Source organism: Microbacterium sp. HM-570 (assembly GCF_054165885.1).
The window spans coordinates 1,573,953-1,592,130 of the sequence record NZ_CM135111.1; the positions used below are offsets into that span (position 1 = coordinate 1,573,953).

An 18,178-nucleotide genomic window follows, 5' to 3' on the forward strand; every position below is an offset into this window, starting at 1 on the left:
CGAGAGTCACGTCGACCCGTTCGTCGCGACGTGCTCGGCGAACAGCCCCGGCCAAGCCATGATGCCGTAGGGCGTTCGGGCGATGACGATGCGGCTGCGCGGGATGAGCTCGTGCAGCTTGTTGGCGGTCTTGACCGGATGCGTCCGGTCGCCCGTCCACGCCAGGATCAGCGTCGGAACGTCGATGCCGGCGATCGCCTTTCGGTCGGGCAGGTCCGTGGACGCCGCGCCCCGCATGATCGTCGGGAGCAGCTTCTCGCTGATCGACGGGCGGGTCTCGGGCATGTCCGCGAGCGCCGGCGGGACCGGCGCCGTGCTGCCCGCTTCGACGAATGCGCTGATGCCGTGCTTCTCGACCAGATCGGCGTTCTGCAGATACGTCGCCGCCTGCGCGCGACGACTGCCCCACGCGGTCGGCGGCACCACAAGGGTCAGGCTGGCGAACCGCTTGGGCTTGCGCACCGCGGCGTGCAGCAGGGTGCCCGTGCCCATCGAGGGTCCGATGCCGTGCACCTTCTCACCCGGGGCGACGTGGTCGAGCAGCGCGAGCAGATCCTTCGCCAGACGGTCCCACCGGTAGCTGGACGGATTCTTCTTGCCCGTGGACCCGCCGTGCCCGCGCGCGTCGTACCTCAGCACGCGGTGGTCGCGGAGTGCGCGACCCAGATCCAGCCCCAACTGAGCGTCCCGCACGCGGCTCGACGTCAGGCCGTGCAGTTGAACCACCAGGGGGCCGCTGTCGCCCGTGATGTCGTAGTCGAGCGTGGCACCCCTGACATCGAGTGTGGGCACGAAACCTCCGGTTCCAGGCGGGAGTCACAGGCACGAGATATTCGCCCCTTAGACTACGGCGCCATGCGCCTGACGAATGTCGCCCAGATGTCCCTGCCCCGGGGCACCCTGCAGAGCTTCGCGGCGCGCGCGCGCGAGCGACCCGGCAAGCGGCTGCCGATCTCGTTCGATCAGCGTCGGCACGTCGGTGAGGGCGCCCGCCCGGGCTCGTGGATGGCCGTGGCCTTCCGACTCCCGGTGGGCACGACGCTCGACGACGTAGCGGCGGCGTGGATGGCGGTGATCGGCCGTCATGGGACTCTCCGAAGCGCCTTTTCGTACGACGACGCAGGCGAGCTCGCACTGCATGAGATCGAGGTCGAGGGCGGCGAGTGGATCCAGCATCCCGTCGGCGACGACGAACTCACCCGCGACGTGCTGCGTGGGGTGCTCGACGCCGCCTGCTCTCCCTTCGAGCGGCCCTCGCACCGGGTGTGCGTCGTGGCCCCGGAGACCCCCGACCCGCTCGATCCCCGCCCCACGGCGGTTATCGGATCGGACCACGCCCACGTCGACATGTGGTCGCTCCTCGTGCTCGTGCGTGACATGGTGACTCACCTGTCGGGACATTCGGACGGGGACTCGGTGCCCGCGGCATCCTTCGCCGAACACTCCGACGTGCTCGAACGGATGCCTCCGGCTCCCGCCGATGTCAGACAGCGCTGGAGCGACATCCTGGAGATCGAGGGCGGCGCCATGCCCGCCTTCCCCCTCCCCCTCGGCGACCTCTCGTCCCCGCGGCTCGAGGTGGTCGAGGTGCGCGATGTCCTCGCCGCCGAAGAGACCCGCGTATTCGAGGCACGAGCGACCGACCGGGGCGTGCGGATGACCGCGCTCGCCCTGTCGGTGCTCGCCGAGACGACGGCGCGCATGAGTGGGGCGCCGCTCCGCGCCGTCTTCCCCGTGCACAGCCGGAACGAGCCGCGCTGGCACGACTCGGTCGGCTGGTTCATCACCAACTCCGTCATTCAGTTCACCGCGACCGACCCCGTCGCATCCGCCGCCGCCGTCAAAGACGCCCTCGCGCTCGGTTCGTATCCGCTCGCACCCATTTTCGCGCCGTACGGCGGCATGCCCGCGGGCCCCGGCATGTTCGCGATCTCCTGGCTCGACACTCGGCGCCTGCCTCCCGTCGAGGCGGCACTGGGCATCCAGTACGTCTCTGCCGTGATCGAGACGGACGGCGTCATGATCTGGTTCATCGTCAACGACGACGGCCTGCATCTGCGCTGCCGCTACCCCGATACTCCTGAGGCGCGCGCGAACGTGGGCGGGTGGCTCGACATGATCGAGAAGGGTCTGCGCGACGTCGTCGCGTGAGCGAAGGGCTCGGTCCTGTGAGCGTCGCGCACACCCCTTCGTGAGCGCGAGGCACACCCCGGCTCCCTCTCAGTGGGCACCGGCGACCCGCACCCCGTCGACCCGCCGATAACCTGGGTCGGTGGGTTCACGTGAAGCAGGCGACCGAAATCGCCTGACTCGTATCCCCCCGCAAGGCGCAATCGTCGCCGTGCTGGCCCTCGCCGGCCTCTGCGCGTCATTCATGTACACGCTCGTCGTGCCCATCCAGGCGAAGCTTCCCGAGCTGCTCGATGCCTCCCGCGAAGACACCGCATGGGTCGTCACCGCGACGCTGCTGACCGCCGCCGTGATCACCCCGATTGCCGGACGCCTCGGCGACATGTACGGCAAGCGGCGCATCGTCATCGCGCTTCTCGCGTGCCTGATCCTCGGCTCGGTCATCGCGGGACTCTCGACCAACATCGTCGGTGTGATCGTCGGGCGTGCGCTGCAGGGCGCCGTGACCGGCGTCGTCCCGCTCGGCATCTCGATCCTGCGAGACGTCGTCCATCGCGACCGGCTCGCCACATCCGTCGCCCTGATCAGCGCGACGATGGGCGTCGGCGGGGCACTCGGCCTGCCTCTCAGCGCCCTCGTGACCGAACGGACCGACTGGCACGTGCTCTTCTGGGTCGCCGCCGGGCTCGGCGCGGTCGTCCTGCTGCTCGTCGTCTGGATCATCCCGGTGAGCGTGCTGCGCACCCCCGGTCGATTCGACTACATCGGGGCGCTCGGGCTCGCTGTGGGCCTGACCGGCATCCTTCTCGCCATCTCACGCGGAAACGAGTGGGGCTGGGCGAGCGCGCCCACCCTCGCGTGCGGGCTGGGCGGCGTCGCCGTTCTGCTCGTGTGGGGCTGGTATCAGTTACGCGCCGCGGAACCGTTGTTGGATCTGCGGGTGGCTGCGCGGCGGCCCGTCCTGCTCACCAACCTCGCCTCAATAGGCATGGGCTTCGCGCTCTTCGGGTCGAACATCGTCTTCCCTCAGCTGCTCGAGCTGCCCGTCGGATCGGGTGCCGGCCTCGGGCTCTCGCTCATCGGTGCGGCCCTCGTGGTCATGCCCGCGGGACTCGTCATGATGCTGATCTCCCCGCTGGCCGGGCGTCTGGAGCGGACGATCGGGCCTCGCGCGCTCCTGACCGGCGGCGCCATCGCCCTCGTCATCGCCTACGCATTCGTGTACTTCTTCTCGAGCGAGGTCTGGCACATCCTGCTTGCGAACATCCTCGTCGGGGTGGGCATCGGGCTCGGATTCGCGGGGATGCCGATGCTGATCATGCGCGCCGTACCTGCGAACGAGACGGGGGCCTCGAACGGCCTGAACGCCCTCTTCCGCTCGGTGGGCACGAGCACGGCCGCCGCGGTGCTCGGCGCCGTGCTCGCGGCCATGTCGCAACCGTACGAGGGTGTCGCTGTGCCTACTGGCGCGGCGTTCCAGACGAGCTTCCTGCTCGCCGGTGGTGCCGCCGTCATCGCCCTCGTGCTGTCGCTTCTGATCCCCCGCCACGCGACGCCCATAGACCACGCGTCCATCCCCGACGGACGCTGAGGCGGTACGGGGTCTACTAACCTGGCGCCCATGAGCGACGAACACCGAGTCGAGTCGACGCAGACCGACGAAGCATCCGCCGAACCGCGCGGCGGTAGTCGCGACACCCGCTTCTTCGGTCAGCCCTGGGAGCTCGCCCACATCTTCGGCGTCGAGATGTGGGAACGCTTCAGCTTCTACGGCATGCAGGGAATCCTGCTGATCTACCTGTACTACTCGGTGGCCGAAGGCGGCCTGGCGATCCCCAAACCGATCGCGGCGGGAATCGTCGGGGCATACGGCGGCGCCGTCTACCTGTCCACGATCCTCGGAGCATGGATCGCCGACCGCCTGCTCGGTTCGGAGCGCGTGCTCTTCTCCAGCGCCATCGTGATCATGGCGGGACACATCGCGCTCGCGTTGCTCCCGGGCGTCACGGGGGTAGGCGTAGGGCTCGTGCTGGTCGCGGTCGGGTCGGGCGGGCTGAAGGCCAACGCGACCTCCGTCGTCGGCACGCTCTACTCGGCCGACGACCCGCGCCGCGATTCGGGGTTCTCGCTGTTCTACCTCGGCATCAACCTCGGCGCTTTCCTGGGCCCTCTGCTCACCGGCCTGCTGCAGATGACACTCGGGTTCCACTGGGGTTTCGGCCTGGCTGCGGTGGGCATGGCGTTCGGCCTGATCCAGTACTCGTTCGGACGCAAACAGCTTCCCGACGAGGCGCGCCGGGTGCCGAATCCCCTCCCTCGCGCGCGCCGTCCGCTCGTGATCGGCGTGGCCGTTGCGGGGCTCGCCGCGATAGCCCTCGCCGTCTTGGTCGGACTGATCCGAGTCGAGAATCTCTCGGTGATCGTGATCGGCGTGACCCTCGTCGCGGCGCTCGGCTACTACGCCGTCATCCTGTCGAGCCGCCGCATCACGGCGACCGAACGCTCACGGGTCCTCGGCTTCATCCCGCTCTGGATCACGAGCGTTGCGTTCTGGTCGCTGTACCAGCAGCAGTTCACCGTGCTGACCATCTACTCCGACCAGAAGCTCAACCGCGATCTGTTCGGATGGGAGATGCCCGTCTCGTGGGTCCAGTCCATCAACCCGGTGTTCATCATCATCCTGTCGGGCGTCTTCTCGGCTCTCTGGCTGAAGCTCGGGCGCCGCCAGCCGTCCACGCCGGTCAAGTTCGCGCTCGGTGTCGCGATCATGGGCGTCGCTTTCCTGCTGTTCCTGCCCTTCGCCGGCGGGGGCGCGAACTCTACCCCGCTGCTCGCGATCGTCGGGATCCTGTTCGTCTTCACCGTCGCCGAGCTGCTGCTGTCGCCGATCGGGCTCTCGGTCAGCACGAAGCTCGCGCCCGAGATGTTCCACACGCAGATGGTGGCGCTGTTCTTCCTCTCCGTCGCGCTCGGGACGGCGATCTCGGGGTGGCTTGCGCAGTTCTTCGACGTCGACAACGAGGTGCCCTATTTCTCGATCCTCGGCTGCATCGCCATCGTCGTCGGCATCGGCATGGTGCTGTCGGTCCGTCCGGTCCTGAAGCTGATGAGGGGCGTGCGCTGAGCTCAGGCCGCTCGCACACGGTTGCGTGGGCGCCGACGGGCCGGGGCCACATTCGGCGGGACGACGGACTCGGGAACTCCGCCGATGTCGTGGCGAACTCGAGCCTCCTAGACGGTGTCGTCGCGTCCTGCCAGCGGGCGAGCCTCATTCCCGGATCCTCGTCTCGACCAGCGCCAGGGCGTTGCCACCCAGGATGCGCCGCGTGATCTCTTCCGACAGACCCGCCTCGCGGATCTTCGCGACCGGCTCGTCGAGACCCATGTCGAAGGGGTAGTCGCTGCCCAGAACCGCACGGTCTTCGCCCGTAACCTCGACCAGGGCACGGAGCGTGCGCTCGTCGTGAACGACGGTGTCGAACCACAGCTTCCGCAGGTAGGTGGACGGCGGATGCTCACACCCTCGAGCATCCGGACGCACCCGCCACGCGTGGTCCGAACGGCCGATGACGGTCGGCAGGTATCCCCCACCGTGCGCGGCGACGATCTTCAGCCCCGGGTGGCGATCGAGCACCCCGGCGAAGATCAGATGCGAGAGCGCGACCGCGTTCTCGGTCGGCTGACCGACCGTGTTGGCGAGGTAGAACCTGTCGAGGCGCTCGTCGAGGCTGCACCCGAACGGGTGCAGGAAGATGACGATCCCGAGCTCCGCCGCGCGCGCCCAGAACGGCTCCAGGCGCTCGTCCGAGAGTTCCACATCTCCCGCGAACGACGAGATCTCGACGCCCGCGAGGCCGCGGCCCAGCACCGCATCGTCGAGGTACTCGACCATCCGCCCGGGGTGCTGCATCGGCACCAGACTGAGACCCGTGAGGCGGTCGGGGGCTTGAGCGACATACTCCGCGACCAGACGGTTCGCCTCGCCCGCGGCCCAGACCGCGAGGCCCTCGGGCGCCCACGGGTAGAAGTGGTTCGGTGACGCGCTGACCCACTGGCGCTCGACACCCTGGGCGTCCATGTCGGCGAGCCGCACGTTCACATCGGTCAGCTTCGGGATGCGCTGCCCGATCATCGGCCCCGACACGGCCTGACTCGCGGCACCGTTCCGACGAAAATCGAGCGCGGCGGCCTCGGCCACCAGGTCGGGTGCGCGGCGCTCGACCTCGGCATGCAGCGAGGGCAGCAGGACGTGCGCATGGACGTCGATGACGCCCGTCTCGTGGGCGCTCATGCGGGCTGCGCCATCTTCTGCGCGATACCGAAGATCAGGCCACCGGCGTCGATGACGAGGTCCCCCCAGCAACGCCCATAGACAGAGGCATCGAAGAAGTCGACGGATGCATCGAGGTCAGTCGAGGTGATGGGGACGTACGGCACATGGGAGCGCGGTGTGATCATCTTCGATCCTTCAGGAATCAGGCGGGCACGACTCTGACCCGCCTCTTCATCCTCGGCGGGACTTTCCACAGAGGGAAGTGGATCCCGCCGATGCGAACTATCGACCGGGTCGATACGCGTCCGGCATCTCCGCGCGGCTCAGGCCGGCCGCTCCGGAAGGCTCCTAGTGACCCTCCATCGGTCATGCGGCGATCAGACGAGGCGCAGCTCGGCATCGATCGCGGCCGCCGCGCGCAGCAACGGCGGCAGGTAGGCATCCCGCATGTGCTCGACCGAATCGCGCGTGGCACTCGTCGACACGTTGAGCGCCGCGACGACCCGGCCACCCCGATCGTGCAGCGGTACGGCTATCGAGCGCAACCCCGGCTCGAGTTCGCCATCCACGAGCGACCACCCCTGCTCGCGGACGGCCCGGACCTCGTCGGCGAGCGCGGACCGGTCGGTCAGGGTTCGGCCCGTGAAGTCGCGCAGGTCGGAGGCATCCAGTGCGGCCGCCAGCGCCGCATCCGGCAGACCCGCCAACAGAACGCGGCCCATGCTGGTCGCGTAGACGGGGAAACGGGTGCCGATGGTGATGCGAACGCTCATGATTCGTCTCGTCGGAACGCGCGCGACATAGACGATGTCGGTATCGTCCAGCACCGCGGCCGACACACTCTCATCCACCTCGCGCGAGAGAGCCTCGAGGTGCGGCTGCACGATCTCGGGCAACGACAGCGCCGAGAGGTAGCTGAACCCGAGTTCCAGCACACGTGGCGTGAGCGCAAACGTCCGTCCGTCGCCGCGGACGTAGCCGAGCGACTCAAGTGTGAGCAGAAACCTCCGGGCCGCGGCACGGGTCAACTCGGCACGACGTGCGACGTCGCTGAGCGAGAGTTCCGGATGCTCCGCATCGAACGCGCGGATCACCCCGAGCCCGCGAGCGAACGACTGCACGAACGTGCCGGATGCCGCGGCATCCGCACCCTCGTCCGTCACGTCGCCCTACCGCTCGAGGACGACCGCGAGGCCCTGACCGACGCCGATGCAGATCGCCGCGACCGCGACACCTCCGCCGCGCCGCTTGAGCTCGTGTGCCGCATGACCGATGATGCGGCCACCGGAGGCCCCGAGCGGGTGACCGATCGCGATCGCGCCGCCGTGGATGTTGAGCTTGTCGGGGTCGAGCTCGGGCCAGAGCTTCAGGCACGCCAGCGACTGAGAGGCGAACGCCTCGTTGAGTTCGACGAAGTCGACATCCGCCCAGGTGCGACCCGCGCGGGCGAGGGCCCGGTTCGCCGCCTCGACGGGGGCGATGCCGAACACATCGGGATCGTTGCCGAAGACCCCACGACCCGTGATGCGGGCGAGCGGGTCGATGTCGAGAGCGCCCTCGGCACCGAGTAGCACCGCCGAGGCACCGTCGTTGATCGAGGACGCGTTGCCTGCCGTGACGGAACTGTTCTTCGCGAACAACGGGCGCAGGCCCGCGAGCTTCTCGAGCGATGTGTCGGCGCGGATGCCCTCGTCCCGTGCAAGCTCGGCGCCAGGAACCTGCACGATCTCGCCGTCGTACACGCCGGCATCCCACGCGGCGGCCGCGAGCTGATGGCTGCGGAGCGTGAACGCGTCCTGCGCCTCGCGCGAGATCTCATAGATCTCGGCGAGCTTCTCGGCCGACGCCCCGTTGCTGATCGTCCAGTCTTCGCGCAGCGCCGGGTTGGTCATGCGCCACCCGATCGAGGTGTTCCACATCGTCTGGTTTCCCACGGCCGGCCACGGCTTGGGCGACTTCTCGACGACGAAGGGGGCCCGACTCATCGACTCGACCCCACCAGCGAGGATGATGTCGGCGTCGCCGGACTCGATCGCGCGCGATCCCTGGATCACGGCGTCGACGGCCGAGCCGCAGAGGCGGTTGACCGTCACACCCGAGACACTCGACGGGAAACCCGCGAGCAGGGCTCCGAACCGTGCGACATTGCGATTGTCCTCGCCCGCCTGGTTCGCGTCACCGAAGATCACATCGTCGATGCGCGCGGGGTCGAGACCCGTGCGCTCGGCGGCGGCCTTCATCACGACCGCGGCGAGATCGTCGGGGCGGATTCCCGAGAGCGCGCCCCCGGCTCGGCCGAACGGGGTGCGGACGGCGTCGTAGACGTAGGTGGCGGTCATATCAGTTGTCTCCGGTTCCTGAGCCAGTCGAAGGGCCGACGAGGGTGAGCCCGGTCAGCGCGGCGAGCGATTCGATCGTGTTATCGCCGAACGCCTCACGCACGGCGAAGCCCTCGGGGGTGATGTCGAAGATCGCGTGGTCGGTATAGACCCGACTGACGCAACCGACGCCGGTGAGCGGATAGGTGCAGGACTCCACGAGTTTGGACTCGCCCTGCTTCGTCAGCAGGTCGGTCATGACGTAGACGTCCTTGGCCCCGATCGCCAGGTCCATCGCTCCACCAACCGCGGGGATCGCGCCGGGAGCGCCCGTCGACCAGTTGGCGAGGTCGCCGTTCTGGCCAACCTGAAAAGCTCCGAGCACGCACACGTCGAGGTGCCCGCCGCGCATCATGCCGAACGAGTCGGCGTGATGGAAGTAGGCGGCACCCGGGAGCGCGGTGACGGGCTGCTTGCCCGCGTTGATGAGGTCGGGATCGATGCGGCCAGCCTCGGGCGCCTCGCCCATGCCGAGCAACCCGTTCTCGGTGTGCAGGATGATCTCGAGATCGGCGGGCAGGAAGTTCGCCACCAGGGTCGGTGCGCCGATGCCGAGGTTGACGTAGGCACCCTCGGGGATGTCTGCGGCGATGCGCTTCGCGAGATCGTCGCGACTGATGCGGGTGCTCACGCGGCATCCTCCCTCTCGGCGTTCGTGTCGGTGTCCGGGTCGAGGCGTCGACCTTCGATGTCGACCCCGCCGGTGAATTCACCATTGCGCAGCCAGGCCCGTTCTCCGACCGCGACGACACGGTTGACGAAGATGCCGGGCGTGACGACCGACTCGGGATCGAGCGATCCGAGCGCCACGATCTCGTCGACCTGCGCGATCGTCGTGGTTGCGGCCGATGCCATGATCGGGCCGAAGTTGCGAGCCGTCTCGCGGTACACGAGATTGCCCCAGCGGTCGGCGCGGAGCGCACCGATCAGGGCGAAGTCGGCCTTGATCGGATACTCCAGCACGTAGCGGCGTCCATCGATCTCGCGCTCTTCCTTGCCCGCGGCGAGTTCTGTGCCAACACCGGTGGGCGAGAAGAACGCGCCGATCCCGGCGCCGGCCGCGCGGATGCGCTCGGCGAGGTTCCCCTGCGGAACGAGTTCGAGCTCGAGCTCGCCCGCGCGGTAGAGGCCGTCGAACACCCACGAGTCGCTCTGCCGCGGGAACGAGCAGACGATCTTGCGGACCTGCTTGTTGGCGAGTAACGCGGCGAGACCTGTGTCGCCGTTTCCGGCGTTGTTGTTGACGATCGTGAGGTTCTGGGCACCGTGTGCGATGAGCGCGTCGATCAGCTCGACGGGCTGGCCGGCCCGCCCGAATCCGCCGATCATGACGGTCGCCCCGTCGGGGATGTCTCCGACCGCCTGTTCGACGGTGGGCACGGTTTTGTCGATCACGTCGCCTCCTCGCTTGTGTTCGCTCTGCGCACACACATTCGCAATACGTACATTATATCTCCATTTGCGTCTATTCTTCCGCTTACCGACGTGCCTCAGTTTCTTTGAGCGCGTGGGGTGTGTTGGTGCCTCACATACTTTGAGCGCGAAGCTTGCCTGTGTGGAAGGCAAGATTGAGATGGCCGCGAGGCGACAGGTGACGAACAAACTCCGTGACGCGTACCGGAAAGCATCGAAGCACGACAAGGCCCGGATCCTTGACGAGGTGATGAGCACGACGGGGATGGGCCGATCAACGGCGCGGCGGATGCTGACGGGGCCGGTGCTGCCGGATCCGGCGAAGCAGGTCGATAGACGCCAGTTGCGGGCCAAGACGTATAGCGATGATTCGAGGCGGCTGCTGGAGCATGTGTGGGCGCTGATGGGCATGCCGTGCGGGAAGTACCTCGTGGTGATGCTGGAGCTGTGGATGCCGCTGCTGCACGCTGCCGGCGACCTCGACAAGCCATTCGTGACACCGCAGACGATCGTCGAGCTTCAGACAATGAGTCCGGCAACGATCGACCGGTATCTGAGCCCGGCACGTCGGGCGATGCAGTTGCGGGGGATCTCTACGACGATCCCGTCACCGCTGCTGCGCAACTCGATCGGGTTGTCGAAGGTCGGGGATGCCCCGGTCACGGCACCCGGGGTGATCGAGGCGGACACCGTCGCGCATTGCGGACCCACGTTCGTCGGCGAGTTCGCACGCACGTTGACGATGACCGACATCGCCACCGGGTGGACCGAGAACGCCTCGATCCGCAACAACGCGGCCAAGTGGATCGTCGGCGCTGTCGGCGATCTGCAGAACATGTTCCCATTCGAGCTGCGCGTGTTCGACTCGGACAACGGATCGGAGTTCATCAACCATGATGTCGCGGACTGGCTCCAAGCCCGTGACATCGCCCAGACCCGGTCCCGCCCTTACAAGAAAAACGACCAAGCGACCGTCGAGTCGAAGAACAACCACGTCGTCCGCAAACACGCGTTCCATTGGCGCTACGACACCCCGGACGAGCTCGCGCTGCTGAACGAGCTCTGGCGGCTCGTCTCACTACGGTTGAATTTCTTCACCCCGACGAAGAAGCCCACCGCATACGCCACCGCGGCCAGCGGGCGCCGCACACGCCTCTACGACGCACCGAAGACACCCTGGCAGCGAGTGCGCGATTCTGGGGTCCTCACCGCCGAGCAAGCCGACGTCGTTCAGGCCCGGATCACCGGGATCAACCCCGCCGATCTGACCCGCCGGATCAACCAGATCCAGCTCCAACTCATCGAGCTATCACAAGCCAAAACCGAAGCCATGACCACCAGCCGACACCTCGACATGACATCCTTAGAAACGTCGATCCGTCGACTCCAAACAACCAAATGAACCGCAAGCCTCGCGCTCACCATACGTGAGGCACCGCATCACCCTTCGCGCTCACTTCTAGATGAGGCACCTCGCTTACTTCTACGTCTTGGTAAGGTGGGACACCGTTCGAAAGGATTCCTCCATGGCTACCGCGACGATGACGAGCAAGGGGCAAATCACCGTCCCCAAAGAGATCCGCGACGACCTCAACCTTGTTGCTGGGTCGAAGGTGATGTTCGTGAAGTTGCGCTCGGGCCAGTACCGGATCGTCGCGCGGACGGGCTCCGTGAACGACTTCATCGGAATGCTGCACGACCCCGACGCCCAGCCGATGACGATCGAAGAGATCAACGACGCCATCGCCGAGGGTGGCGCAGAGAGCGGGATGCGGGGCCTGATCTGATGCATCCGACGATGATCGGGATCGACACGAACGTCGTGCTGCGTGCGGTGCTTCGCGATGATCCTCTTCAATCGCCGGCGGCCGCCGAACTCTTTCGTGGCCTCACCCCCGAACGACGCGGTTTCATCACGCAGGTCACGCTCGCCGAAACCTACTGGGTCCTCTCGCGAAGCAAACGCCTATCGCGCGATACCTGCCTAGCGGTGATCCGGAGCCTCGTCGAAACCGAGGTTCTCGAGTTCGACGATGGTGAAAGCGTCGTGCGCGCCCTCACCCTGGCCGAGGAGGGCGCGGACTTCGCCGACGCGCTGATCGAGGCGACGATGGAGATGTTCGGCGTCGACGAAACGGTCACCTTCGACCGCGACGCCGCCGAGCGACTCGGGTGGCGGCTGCTCACCGACGCGTAGCAAGAGCGACGCCGGGCGCGATCAGGACTCGTTGAAGACCTCGGAGGCGATGCGGAACGCCGTGTTGGCCGCGGGAACGCCCGCGTAGATCGCCGACTGCAGGATGACCTCGCGGATTTCATCCACCGTCAACCCGTTGCGAAGAGCCGCCCGCAGGTGCATCGCGAACTCTTCGTGGTGACCGAGCGCGATGAGCGACGAGAGCACCGCAATCGATCGGTCGCGACGCTGCAGTCCCGGACGGGACCAGACATCCCCCCACGCGACGCGCGTGATGAAGTCCTGAAAGTCGGCGGTCAGCTCGGTGGTGTTCGTGATCGACCGGTCGACATGCTCGTCCGAGAGCACCGCGCGACGCGCGACCATGCCCTGCTCGTAGCGCTGCTCGTCGGTCAGGCCCTCGCCCGCGGGTCTGGTCATCGGCTCGTCCCCTCGAAGAACTCCAACAGCATTCGAGCCATGATCTCGGGCTGCTCGGCGGGCGGTAGGTGCGCCGCACCGTCAACGCGTGCCGCGCGACCGTCATGCACGCCGTCCGCGATCTCGACCGACTTGGACTCGGGCGCGACCGTGTCGAACTCGCCCCACGCGGCGAGCACGGGCAGGTCGATCGCGGATAGCTGCGCCCGCACGTCGTACTCGGCGAGCGCCTCGCAGCAGCGCGCATAGCTGTCGTCGTCCGCGTCCTGTAACGAGTGCAGCAGGCGGCCGGTCAGCTCGGGGCGTCGCGCGATCGAGTCGGGAGCGAACCAGCGTTGCGCGGACCCCACGATCAGGCTCGAGGTCGACTGGCTCCGAGCTTGCTCGGCACGCTCGGCCCAGGCAGCAGCGTCTCCGAGCTGCGCGCCCGAGGCGACGATCGCGGCGCGATCCACGAGCTCCGGATGCCGAAGGCACAGCTCGAGTCCGCCGGCACCGCCGAGCGACACCCCCGCATAGCGGACGGGCCCACCGCCCAGTTCGCGGATGGCCGCGGCGACCGCGTCGGCCACCTCGCCGACCGCGAACGGTGCGTCGGCCGCGGGCGAGGCGCCGTGGCCCGGCAGGTCCCACGCGACGACGCGGTAGTCGGCGGCGAGCGTGGGGATGACGTCTTCCCACAGAATCGTCGACGTCCCGAGCGAGGGACCCAAGACGACGAGCGGCGCGCCCTCCGCGCCGACCGGCTCCGTCACGGCGATGCGGGGGACGGTCATGAGAGAACCTCCGGTGTTTCGTGGCTCGGTGGCGCATCACGCGGGCCGCGCTCGCTGAGCGCCCCATCGAGGTAGGCGGCGGCGAGACCCAGGTACTGGGCCGGGTCGACGAGCGCGTCGACGTCGAGGCCGGCCGCTTCGGGCAGCGCCCGAACGAGGTCGGCAAAGTCGGCACCCGCGGATGCTTCGGCCACTAGGGTATCGAAGCGCGCCCGCCCGATCAGGGGCACGAGCGTGAGAGAGAGGCGCTCGCTGACGATCAGCGCACCGGTCAACGTGAGGTTGCGGGTGACCGCCGCACTATCGACGGAAAGTCCGGCCACGACACGAGCCGAGGTCGCCGTGGCCCCGAGCGCCAGCCGCAGTAGTTCACGCAGCGTCGGCCATTCGGCGTGCCACGAGCCATCCGGACGTTCGTCCGCCGCGAGCGCGGCCGCGAGGTGCAGCGTCGCGCCGAGCTGAGGTGCACGTAGCGCAGCCGAGCGGATCAGCACGGACCCAGACGGATTGCGCTTCTGCGGCATCGCCGACGATCCGCCCGCCGCGCCCTCGGCGAGTTCACCGATCTCGGTCCGCGAGAGCGTGGCGATGTCGGTCGCGATCTTGCCGACAGCGTCGATCGCCTGCACGAGCGCGTCGCCGAGTTCGGTGACGGGCCATCTGTTGGTATGCCAGGGAGCATCGGGCACGGCAAGTCCCAGCGCGCCCGCGAAGGGCGCGGACAGCCGAGCCGCCGCATCCGCTCCGGCGATCTCGACGATGGCGGCAAGCGTGCCGCCGGCGCCCCCGAGCTGGGCGGGCAGCTCCGTCACCGCCGCCTCGAGACGGTCGGTCGCCCGGCGCACACCGCGCAGCCAGACGGCGGCGCGCAGACCCACGGTCGTCGGCACGGCATGTTGCGTGAGCGTGCGGGCGGCTCCGACAGCCTGGGCATGCGTCCGAGCGAACGTCGCAAGCTCGACCGCGACGTTACGCAGGTGCGTGAGGATCGCGCGACCCGCGCGGTCCGACACGAGCATCAGAGCAGAATCAAGGATGTCCTGGCTCGTCGCGCCGCGATGGACCCAGCGCCGAGCGGACTCGGGCACCCGCTCCTTCAGCTCGCCGACGAGCGGGATGACCGGGTTGCCGCCCGAGACGGATGCCTCGGCCAGCACGACCGCATCGAGCCCGTGCCCGAAGCATCCGTGTCCATCGGCCTGCCAGCCGAGCGCGGACGAGACGTCTTCGACGACTGCCGCAGTGGCGACGCCGACCGCTCCGTACGCACGAACGAGCGCGACCTCGGCGGCCACGAGTGCGTCCAGAACCGCCTCGTCCCCGACCAGGGCGTCGTGACCGACACTCACGGGCGAGAGCAACCCCACATCGAACGCGGGCGACGACTCGCGCGCGCCGGATCGATCGGGGGTTGCATCAGAAGGCAAGGAAGACGGTCTCCTTCTCGCCCTGCAGCCGGATGTCGTGCCGCAGGTAGCCGTCGGGCGTGCGTGTTGCCACGAGCGTAGCGCGCTCCTCCGCCGAGAGGTCGGCCAGCAGCGGGTCGGCCGCGAGCAACGCCTCGTCCTCGGGGAGGTAGATGCGCGTGTGCAGCTTGTTCGGGAGCCCGCGCGCGAAGACGACCGCGGCGAAGAACGGTGCCTTGCCATCGACCGCTCCGGGGTTGCGGGTCCAGAACTCGTAGTGCCCGTCGTCGGTCGTCGCCGCGCGTCCGAAACCCGTGAAGGTGTGGTCGTCACGACGACGCGCGCCGCGCTCGCGCGACACGGTTCCGTCGCTGTCGGCACTCCAGATCTCGACGATGGCGTCCGGGATCGGCGCACCGGCTCCGTCATAGACCGTGCCGCCGAGCACGATCGCGCCGGGCGAGTGCGGAAAGGCGACCTCGTGCATGTTGGCGTAATTGAGGCCGAAGGCGAAGAAGGGGCCGATCGTCTGACCGGGGGTGCCTTCCAGGCGCGTTTCAGTGGTCATCAGTGCTCTCCCTCGGGCTCGAACCAGGTCGCGGACGGGCCGTCGACGACGATGTCCCACGTGTAGCCCATCGAGAACTCGGGCACCGTCAGGTCGTGGTCGTAGGTCCCGACCAGGCGGTCGCGGGCCTTCTGGTCACGGATGGTGTTGTAGATCGGGTCGAGCGCGAAGAGCGGGTCGCCCGGGAAGTACATCTGCGTGATGATGCGCTGCGTGAAGCCCGTGCCGAAGAGCGAGAAGTGGATGTGCGCCGGGCGCCACGCGTTGACGTGGTTCTTCCACGGGTACGGGCCCGGCTTGATCGTGGTGAAGAAGTACTCGCCGTTGTCGTTCGTGATCGTGCGCCCTGCTCCGGTGAAGTTCGGATCGAGCGGCGCGGGATGCTGGTCGCGCTGATGGATGTAACGACCCGCGGAATTCGCCTGCCAGACCTCGACGAGCTGGTTCGCGAGGGGGCGGCCCCAGCTGTCGAGCACGCGGCCCGACACCGTGATGCGCTCACCCAGGGGCTCACCCGTGTGCTGCAGCGTCAGGTCGGTCTCGATCGCCGCGACGTCGCGCTGGCCGAACGCCGGCGACCACAGCTCGATCGTCTCGGGGTCAACGAGCCGAGGGTTCTTGGTGGGGTGGCGCAGAACACTCGAGCGGTACGGAGCGAAGTCGTACAGCGTCGTGGGCGCGGGCGCCTCACCGCGGGCTTCGCGGGCCGCGTGGTCGGCGTGGATCTCGGCGATCTCCGCGTTGATCTCGCGCTGCGAGGGCATGTCCGGCGAGGCGAGCAAAGACTCGGGTGCCGCCGCCTGCGGGGATGTGTCTGTCATGGTGTCTCCTTCGACAAAGAGCTATCGAAAGGGTGACAGGCGCACCCCGGGCATCCGAGACTCATTCTCACTGAGTGGGATGCTCGTCGCGCAGGATTCGGGTCAGATCCGCCGCGGCCTGCGTCACGAGCGCCGCGAGCCGCCGCTCGTCGGCTCTTTCCAGCCGCACGACCATGCCGATGGCCGCGGGCGGAAGCCCCGCGACCTTGCCGAGCGGGGCCGCGACCGAAATGTTGCCGAGGGTCATCTCTTCCCGCGTCGTGGCATACCCGCGCCGTCGCGCCACTGCCAACTCGCTGCGCAGCACGTCTTCCGTCGTGATGGAGTGCGTCGTCTCGCGTACGAGCGGCGTCGAGAAGTACTCCGCAAGCCAGTCCTCGTCGCGCGTGGCCAGCAGCGCTTTGCCGACCCCGGTCGTGTGGAGCGGGTGCCGGCCGCCCATCCGGCTGAGCGTGGGAATGGATGTCTGACCCGTCACCCGACCCACGTACAACGCCGTGGCGCGCTCGGGGGTCGGCGCATCCAGTACCGCCAGGTGGACGTTCTCGGCCGTCGCCTCGTACAGGCGCACCATGAGCGGCAGCGCCGTCTCACGCAGGCGCACCGAAAGCGGCGAGAGCTCGCCGAGCTCCCACAGACGCACGCCGATCGTGTAGCGATGACCCGGGGCGCGGGCGAGCAGTCCGAGCGTCGTCAACCGGGTGAGTAGACGGTGCAGCGTCGACGTAGCCAGGCCCGTGCGCTCGGCGATAACGGCGGCGGAGAGGGCCGGCTCGTCATCCGAAAAACACTGCAACACGTCGAGGGCACGCTCGAGGACGCCCTCGCCCCCTTCATCGCTGCGCATCGTCGCTTCCCCTCCCTCACCGAGGCTATCCCGCCCCTCCGTGGCCCGCTCCCCTGGCAGTAGTCGGGGTTGAGCCCCGTCTGAGGCCCCGACAACTGCCAGGCGAGCAGCCCTGATCGGCCCGTGAGAGGGTGAGGGCATGGCGAACTCGCCGACGGGCGACACGATGGCGGAGCGCATCGTGCGCGTGCTCGACACCTTCAGCGCCGACCGCACGCTCCAGACCGCGGCGCAGATCGGTCGCCGTTCGGGGCTGCCGTCATCCACCGCGCATCGGATCGTGGACGAGCTGGTGCGCGCCGGCCTGCTCGAGCGTGACGACGAACACCGCGTCCGCCTCGGCATGCGGTTGTGGGAGCTCGCGCTGCGCGGATCGAGCGCGCTGCGGCTGCGTCAGGCGGCGCTCCCGTTCATGACGACCGTGCAGGCCCGCGTGCGCGAGCACACGCAGCTCGCGGTGCTGGAACAGGACGAGGCCCTGTTCGTCGAGCGCCTCTCACATCCCGAGGCGGGTGCCAACATCACGCGCATCGCCGGGCGACTGCCCCTGCACGCCTCGTCCTCCGGACTCGTCTTGCTCGCCTACGGACCCGACGAGCTACGTCGACGCGTGCTCGGCGGTCCGCTCGTTGCCGTCTCGACCGAGACCATCACGGATCGGGCCGTGCTGGCGCGGGTGCTCGACGACATTCGGCGCGTGGGCTACGTGGTCGCGCCCGGGTCGATCGAGAGCGTTTCCACGGGCATCGCCGTGCCGATCAGGGATGCCCGAGGCACGGTCGTCGCGGCCCTGTCGATGGTCCTCCCCCGCGATGCCCCGACGGTCGGCCCGCTCGACGAGCTCCGCCGGGCCTCCGCAGGCATCTCCGCAGCGCTGGCGGCTGACCGTCCCTAGTCCTGCCGCCTCCGCGCGAGACTTCAGCTCTGTCACCTTCCTGCCGCGATGGAG

Annotated in this window: 20 protein-coding genes; 7 read left to right on the forward strand and 13 right to left on the reverse strand. The window is 68.3% G+C overall.

Annotation, left to right across the window (positions count from 1 at the left end):
* Positions 1-6 precede the first annotated feature (6 nt).
* Complete coding sequence (locus ACT9TC_RS07460) at positions 7-792, reverse strand: alpha/beta fold hydrolase (protein ID WP_458042731.1); 786 nt, start codon at positions 790-792, stop codon at positions 7-9.
* Between the two features lie 63 nt (positions 793-855).
* Here ACT9TC_RS07460 and ACT9TC_RS07465 point away from each other — a divergent pair, with 63 nt between their 5' ends.
* The 3 genes from ACT9TC_RS07465 to ACT9TC_RS07475 all read left to right on the forward strand — a co-directional run bounded on the left by ACT9TC_RS07465 (position 856) and on the right by ACT9TC_RS07475 (position 5,254).
* Positions 856-2,151, forward strand: a complete 1,296-nt coding sequence (locus tag ACT9TC_RS07465) for a peptide synthetase (RefSeq protein ID WP_458042732.1) — start codon at positions 856-858, stop codon at positions 2,149-2,151.
* A gap of 163 nt (positions 2,152-2,314) precedes the next feature.
* Positions 2,315-3,721, forward strand: a complete 1,407-nt coding sequence (locus ACT9TC_RS07470; protein ID WP_458042893.1) for an MFS transporter — start codon at positions 2,315-2,317, stop codon at positions 3,719-3,721.
* A 30-nt stretch (positions 3,722-3,751) separates the two neighbouring features.
* Complete coding sequence (locus tag ACT9TC_RS07475) at positions 3,752-5,254, forward strand: peptide MFS transporter (RefSeq protein WP_458042733.1); 1,503 nt, start codon at positions 3,752-3,754, stop codon at positions 5,252-5,254.
* 144 nt (positions 5,255-5,398) lie between these two features.
* Here ACT9TC_RS07475 and ACT9TC_RS07480 read toward each other — a convergent pair whose 3' ends face one another.
* From ACT9TC_RS07480 to ACT9TC_RS07505, 6 genes are all read right to left on the reverse strand, one after another.
* Positions 5,399-6,421 carry an amidohydrolase family protein gene (locus ACT9TC_RS07480; RefSeq protein ID WP_458042734.1) on the reverse strand — a complete coding sequence of 341 codons (1,023 nt, stop codon included), beginning with the start codon at positions 6,419-6,421 and terminating at the stop codon, positions 5,399-5,401.
* Positions 6,418-6,588, reverse strand: coding sequence for a hypothetical protein (locus tag ACT9TC_RS07485; RefSeq protein WP_458042735.1), 171 nt, complete (start codon positions 6,586-6,588; stop codon positions 6,418-6,420). Before ACT9TC_RS07485 ends, ACT9TC_RS07480 begins: the two co-directional genes overlap by 4 nt.
* A 192-nt stretch (positions 6,589-6,780) precedes the next feature.
* Complete coding sequence (locus ACT9TC_RS07490; protein ID WP_458042736.1) at positions 6,781-7,566, reverse strand: IclR family transcriptional regulator domain-containing protein; 786 nt, start codon at positions 7,564-7,566, stop codon at positions 6,781-6,783.
* A 6-nt stretch (positions 7,567-7,572) separates the two neighbouring features.
* On the reverse strand, positions 7,573-8,742 hold the full coding sequence (locus ACT9TC_RS07495) for a thiolase family protein (RefSeq protein WP_458042737.1): 1,170 nt from the start codon (positions 8,740-8,742) through the stop codon (positions 7,573-7,575).
* 1 nt (position 8,743) lies between these two features.
* Positions 8,744-9,412 (reverse strand): 3-oxoacid CoA-transferase subunit B, encoded by a 669-nt coding sequence (locus tag ACT9TC_RS07500; RefSeq protein ID WP_458042738.1) that lies wholly within the window; start codon positions 9,410-9,412, stop codon positions 8,744-8,746.
* Complete coding sequence (locus ACT9TC_RS07505; RefSeq protein WP_458042739.1) at positions 9,409-10,176, reverse strand: 3-oxoacid CoA-transferase subunit A; 768 nt, start codon at positions 10,174-10,176, stop codon at positions 9,409-9,411. Before ACT9TC_RS07505 ends, ACT9TC_RS07500 begins: the two co-directional genes overlap by 4 nt.
* A 196-nt stretch (positions 10,177-10,372) precedes the next feature.
* On the opposite strand from ACT9TC_RS07505, the gene ACT9TC_RS07510 reads away from it, so the two are divergent.
* The 3 genes from ACT9TC_RS07510 (at position 10,373) to ACT9TC_RS07520 (ending at position 12,391) form a co-directional block, all read left to right on the forward strand.
* A complete protein-coding gene (locus tag ACT9TC_RS07510; protein WP_458040749.1) occupies positions 10,373-11,596 on the forward strand; it encodes an integrase catalytic domain-containing protein in 1,224 nt (407 codons plus the stop codon).
* A gap of 124 nt (positions 11,597-11,720) precedes the next feature.
* The gene (locus ACT9TC_RS07515) at positions 11,721-11,981 is read left to right on the forward strand and encodes an AbrB/MazE/SpoVT family DNA-binding domain-containing protein (RefSeq protein ID WP_458042740.1); all 261 of its coding nucleotides are present in this window, start codon (positions 11,721-11,723) and stop codon (positions 11,979-11,981) included.
* Between the two features lie 11 nt (positions 11,982-11,992).
* Positions 11,993-12,391, forward strand: coding sequence for a PIN domain-containing protein (locus ACT9TC_RS07520; protein WP_458042741.1), 399 nt, complete (start codon positions 11,993-11,995; stop codon positions 12,389-12,391).
* A gap of 21 nt (positions 12,392-12,412) precedes the next feature.
* On the opposite strand, the gene pcaC is transcribed toward ACT9TC_RS07520, so the two are convergent.
* From pcaC to ACT9TC_RS07550, 6 genes are all read right to left on the reverse strand, one after another.
* Complete coding sequence (gene pcaC, locus ACT9TC_RS07525; protein WP_458042742.1) at positions 12,413-12,811, reverse strand: 4-carboxymuconolactone decarboxylase; 399 nt, start codon at positions 12,809-12,811, stop codon at positions 12,413-12,415.
* The gene (locus ACT9TC_RS07530; RefSeq protein ID WP_458042743.1) at positions 12,808-13,587 is read right to left on the reverse strand and encodes an alpha/beta fold hydrolase; all 780 of its coding nucleotides are present in this window, start codon (positions 13,585-13,587) and stop codon (positions 12,808-12,810) included. The genes pcaC and ACT9TC_RS07530 overlap by 4 nt, the downstream gene beginning before the upstream one ends.
* Entirely contained in the window at positions 13,584-15,014 is a 1,431-nt protein-coding gene (locus ACT9TC_RS07535) for a lyase family protein (protein ID WP_458042744.1), read from the reverse strand. The genes ACT9TC_RS07530 and ACT9TC_RS07535 overlap by 4 nt, the downstream gene beginning before the upstream one ends.
* Positions 15,004-15,561, reverse strand: a complete 558-nt coding sequence (gene pcaG, locus ACT9TC_RS07540; protein WP_458042745.1) for a protocatechuate 3,4-dioxygenase subunit alpha — start codon at positions 15,559-15,561, stop codon at positions 15,004-15,006. The genes ACT9TC_RS07535 and pcaG overlap by 11 nt, the downstream gene beginning before the upstream one ends.
* A complete protein-coding gene (gene pcaH, locus ACT9TC_RS07545; RefSeq protein WP_458042746.1) occupies positions 15,561-16,382 on the reverse strand; it encodes a protocatechuate 3,4-dioxygenase subunit beta in 822 nt (273 codons plus the stop codon). Before pcaH ends, pcaG begins: the two co-directional genes overlap by 1 nt.
* Positions 16,383-16,449: 67 nt before the next feature.
* Entirely contained in the window at positions 16,450-17,229 is a 780-nt protein-coding gene (locus ACT9TC_RS07550; protein ID WP_458042747.1) for an IclR family transcriptional regulator, read from the reverse strand.
* A gap of 139 nt (positions 17,230-17,368) precedes the next feature.
* Here ACT9TC_RS07550 and ACT9TC_RS07555 point away from each other — a divergent pair, with 139 nt between their 5' ends.
* Entirely contained in the window at positions 17,369-18,124 is a 756-nt protein-coding gene (locus ACT9TC_RS07555) for an IclR family transcriptional regulator (protein WP_458042748.1), read from the forward strand.
* The last annotated feature ends 54 nt before the right edge of the window (positions 18,125-18,178 follow it).

What these genes read in the sequence shown, in the direction of transcription:
- ACT9TC_RS07465 (WP_458042732.1), top strand. Translation starts at nt 856, where the DNA reads ATGCGCCTGACGAATGTCGCCCAGATGTCCCTGCCCCGGGGCACCCTG.
- ACT9TC_RS07475 (WP_458042733.1), top strand. Translation starts at nt 3,752, where the DNA reads ATGAGCGACGAACACCGAGTCGAGTCGACGCAGACCGACGAAGCATCC.
- ACT9TC_RS07480 (WP_458042734.1), bottom strand. Translation starts at nt 6,421, where the DNA reads ATGAGCGCCCACGAGACGGGCGTCATCGACGTCCATGCGCACGTCCTG.
- ACT9TC_RS07485 (WP_458042735.1), bottom strand. Translation starts at nt 6,588, where the DNA reads ATGATCACACCGCGCTCCCATGTGCCGTACGTCCCCATCACCTCGACT.
- ACT9TC_RS07495 (WP_458042737.1), bottom strand. Translation starts at nt 8,742, where the DNA reads ATGACCGCCACCTACGTCTACGACGCCGTCCGCACCCCGTTCGGCCGA.
- ACT9TC_RS07515 (WP_458042740.1), top strand. Translation starts at nt 11,721, where the DNA reads ATGGCTACCGCGACGATGACGAGCAAGGGGCAAATCACCGTCCCCAAA.
- ACT9TC_RS07520 (WP_458042741.1), top strand. Translation starts at nt 11,993, where the DNA reads ATGATCGGGATCGACACGAACGTCGTGCTGCGTGCGGTGCTTCGCGAT.
- pcaC (WP_458042742.1), bottom strand. Translation starts at nt 12,811, where the DNA reads ATGACCAGACCCGCGGGCGAGGGCCTGACCGACGAGCAGCGCTACGAG.
- ACT9TC_RS07530 (WP_458042743.1), bottom strand. Translation starts at nt 13,587, where the DNA reads ATGACCGTCCCCCGCATCGCCGTGACGGAGCCGGTCGGCGCGGAGGGC.
- pcaG (WP_458042745.1), bottom strand. Translation starts at nt 15,561, where the DNA reads ATGACCACTGAAACGCGCCTGGAAGGCACCCCCGGTCAGACGATCGGC.
- pcaH (WP_458042746.1), bottom strand. Translation starts at nt 16,382, where the DNA reads ATGACAGACACATCCCCGCAGGCGGCGGCACCCGAGTCTTTGCTCGCC.
- ACT9TC_RS07550 (WP_458042747.1), bottom strand. Translation starts at nt 17,229, where the DNA reads ATGCGCAGCGATGAAGGGGGCGAGGGCGTCCTCGAGCGTGCCCTCGAC.
- ACT9TC_RS07555 (WP_458042748.1), top strand. Translation starts at nt 17,369, where the DNA reads ATGGCGAACTCGCCGACGGGCGACACGATGGCGGAGCGCATCGTGCGC.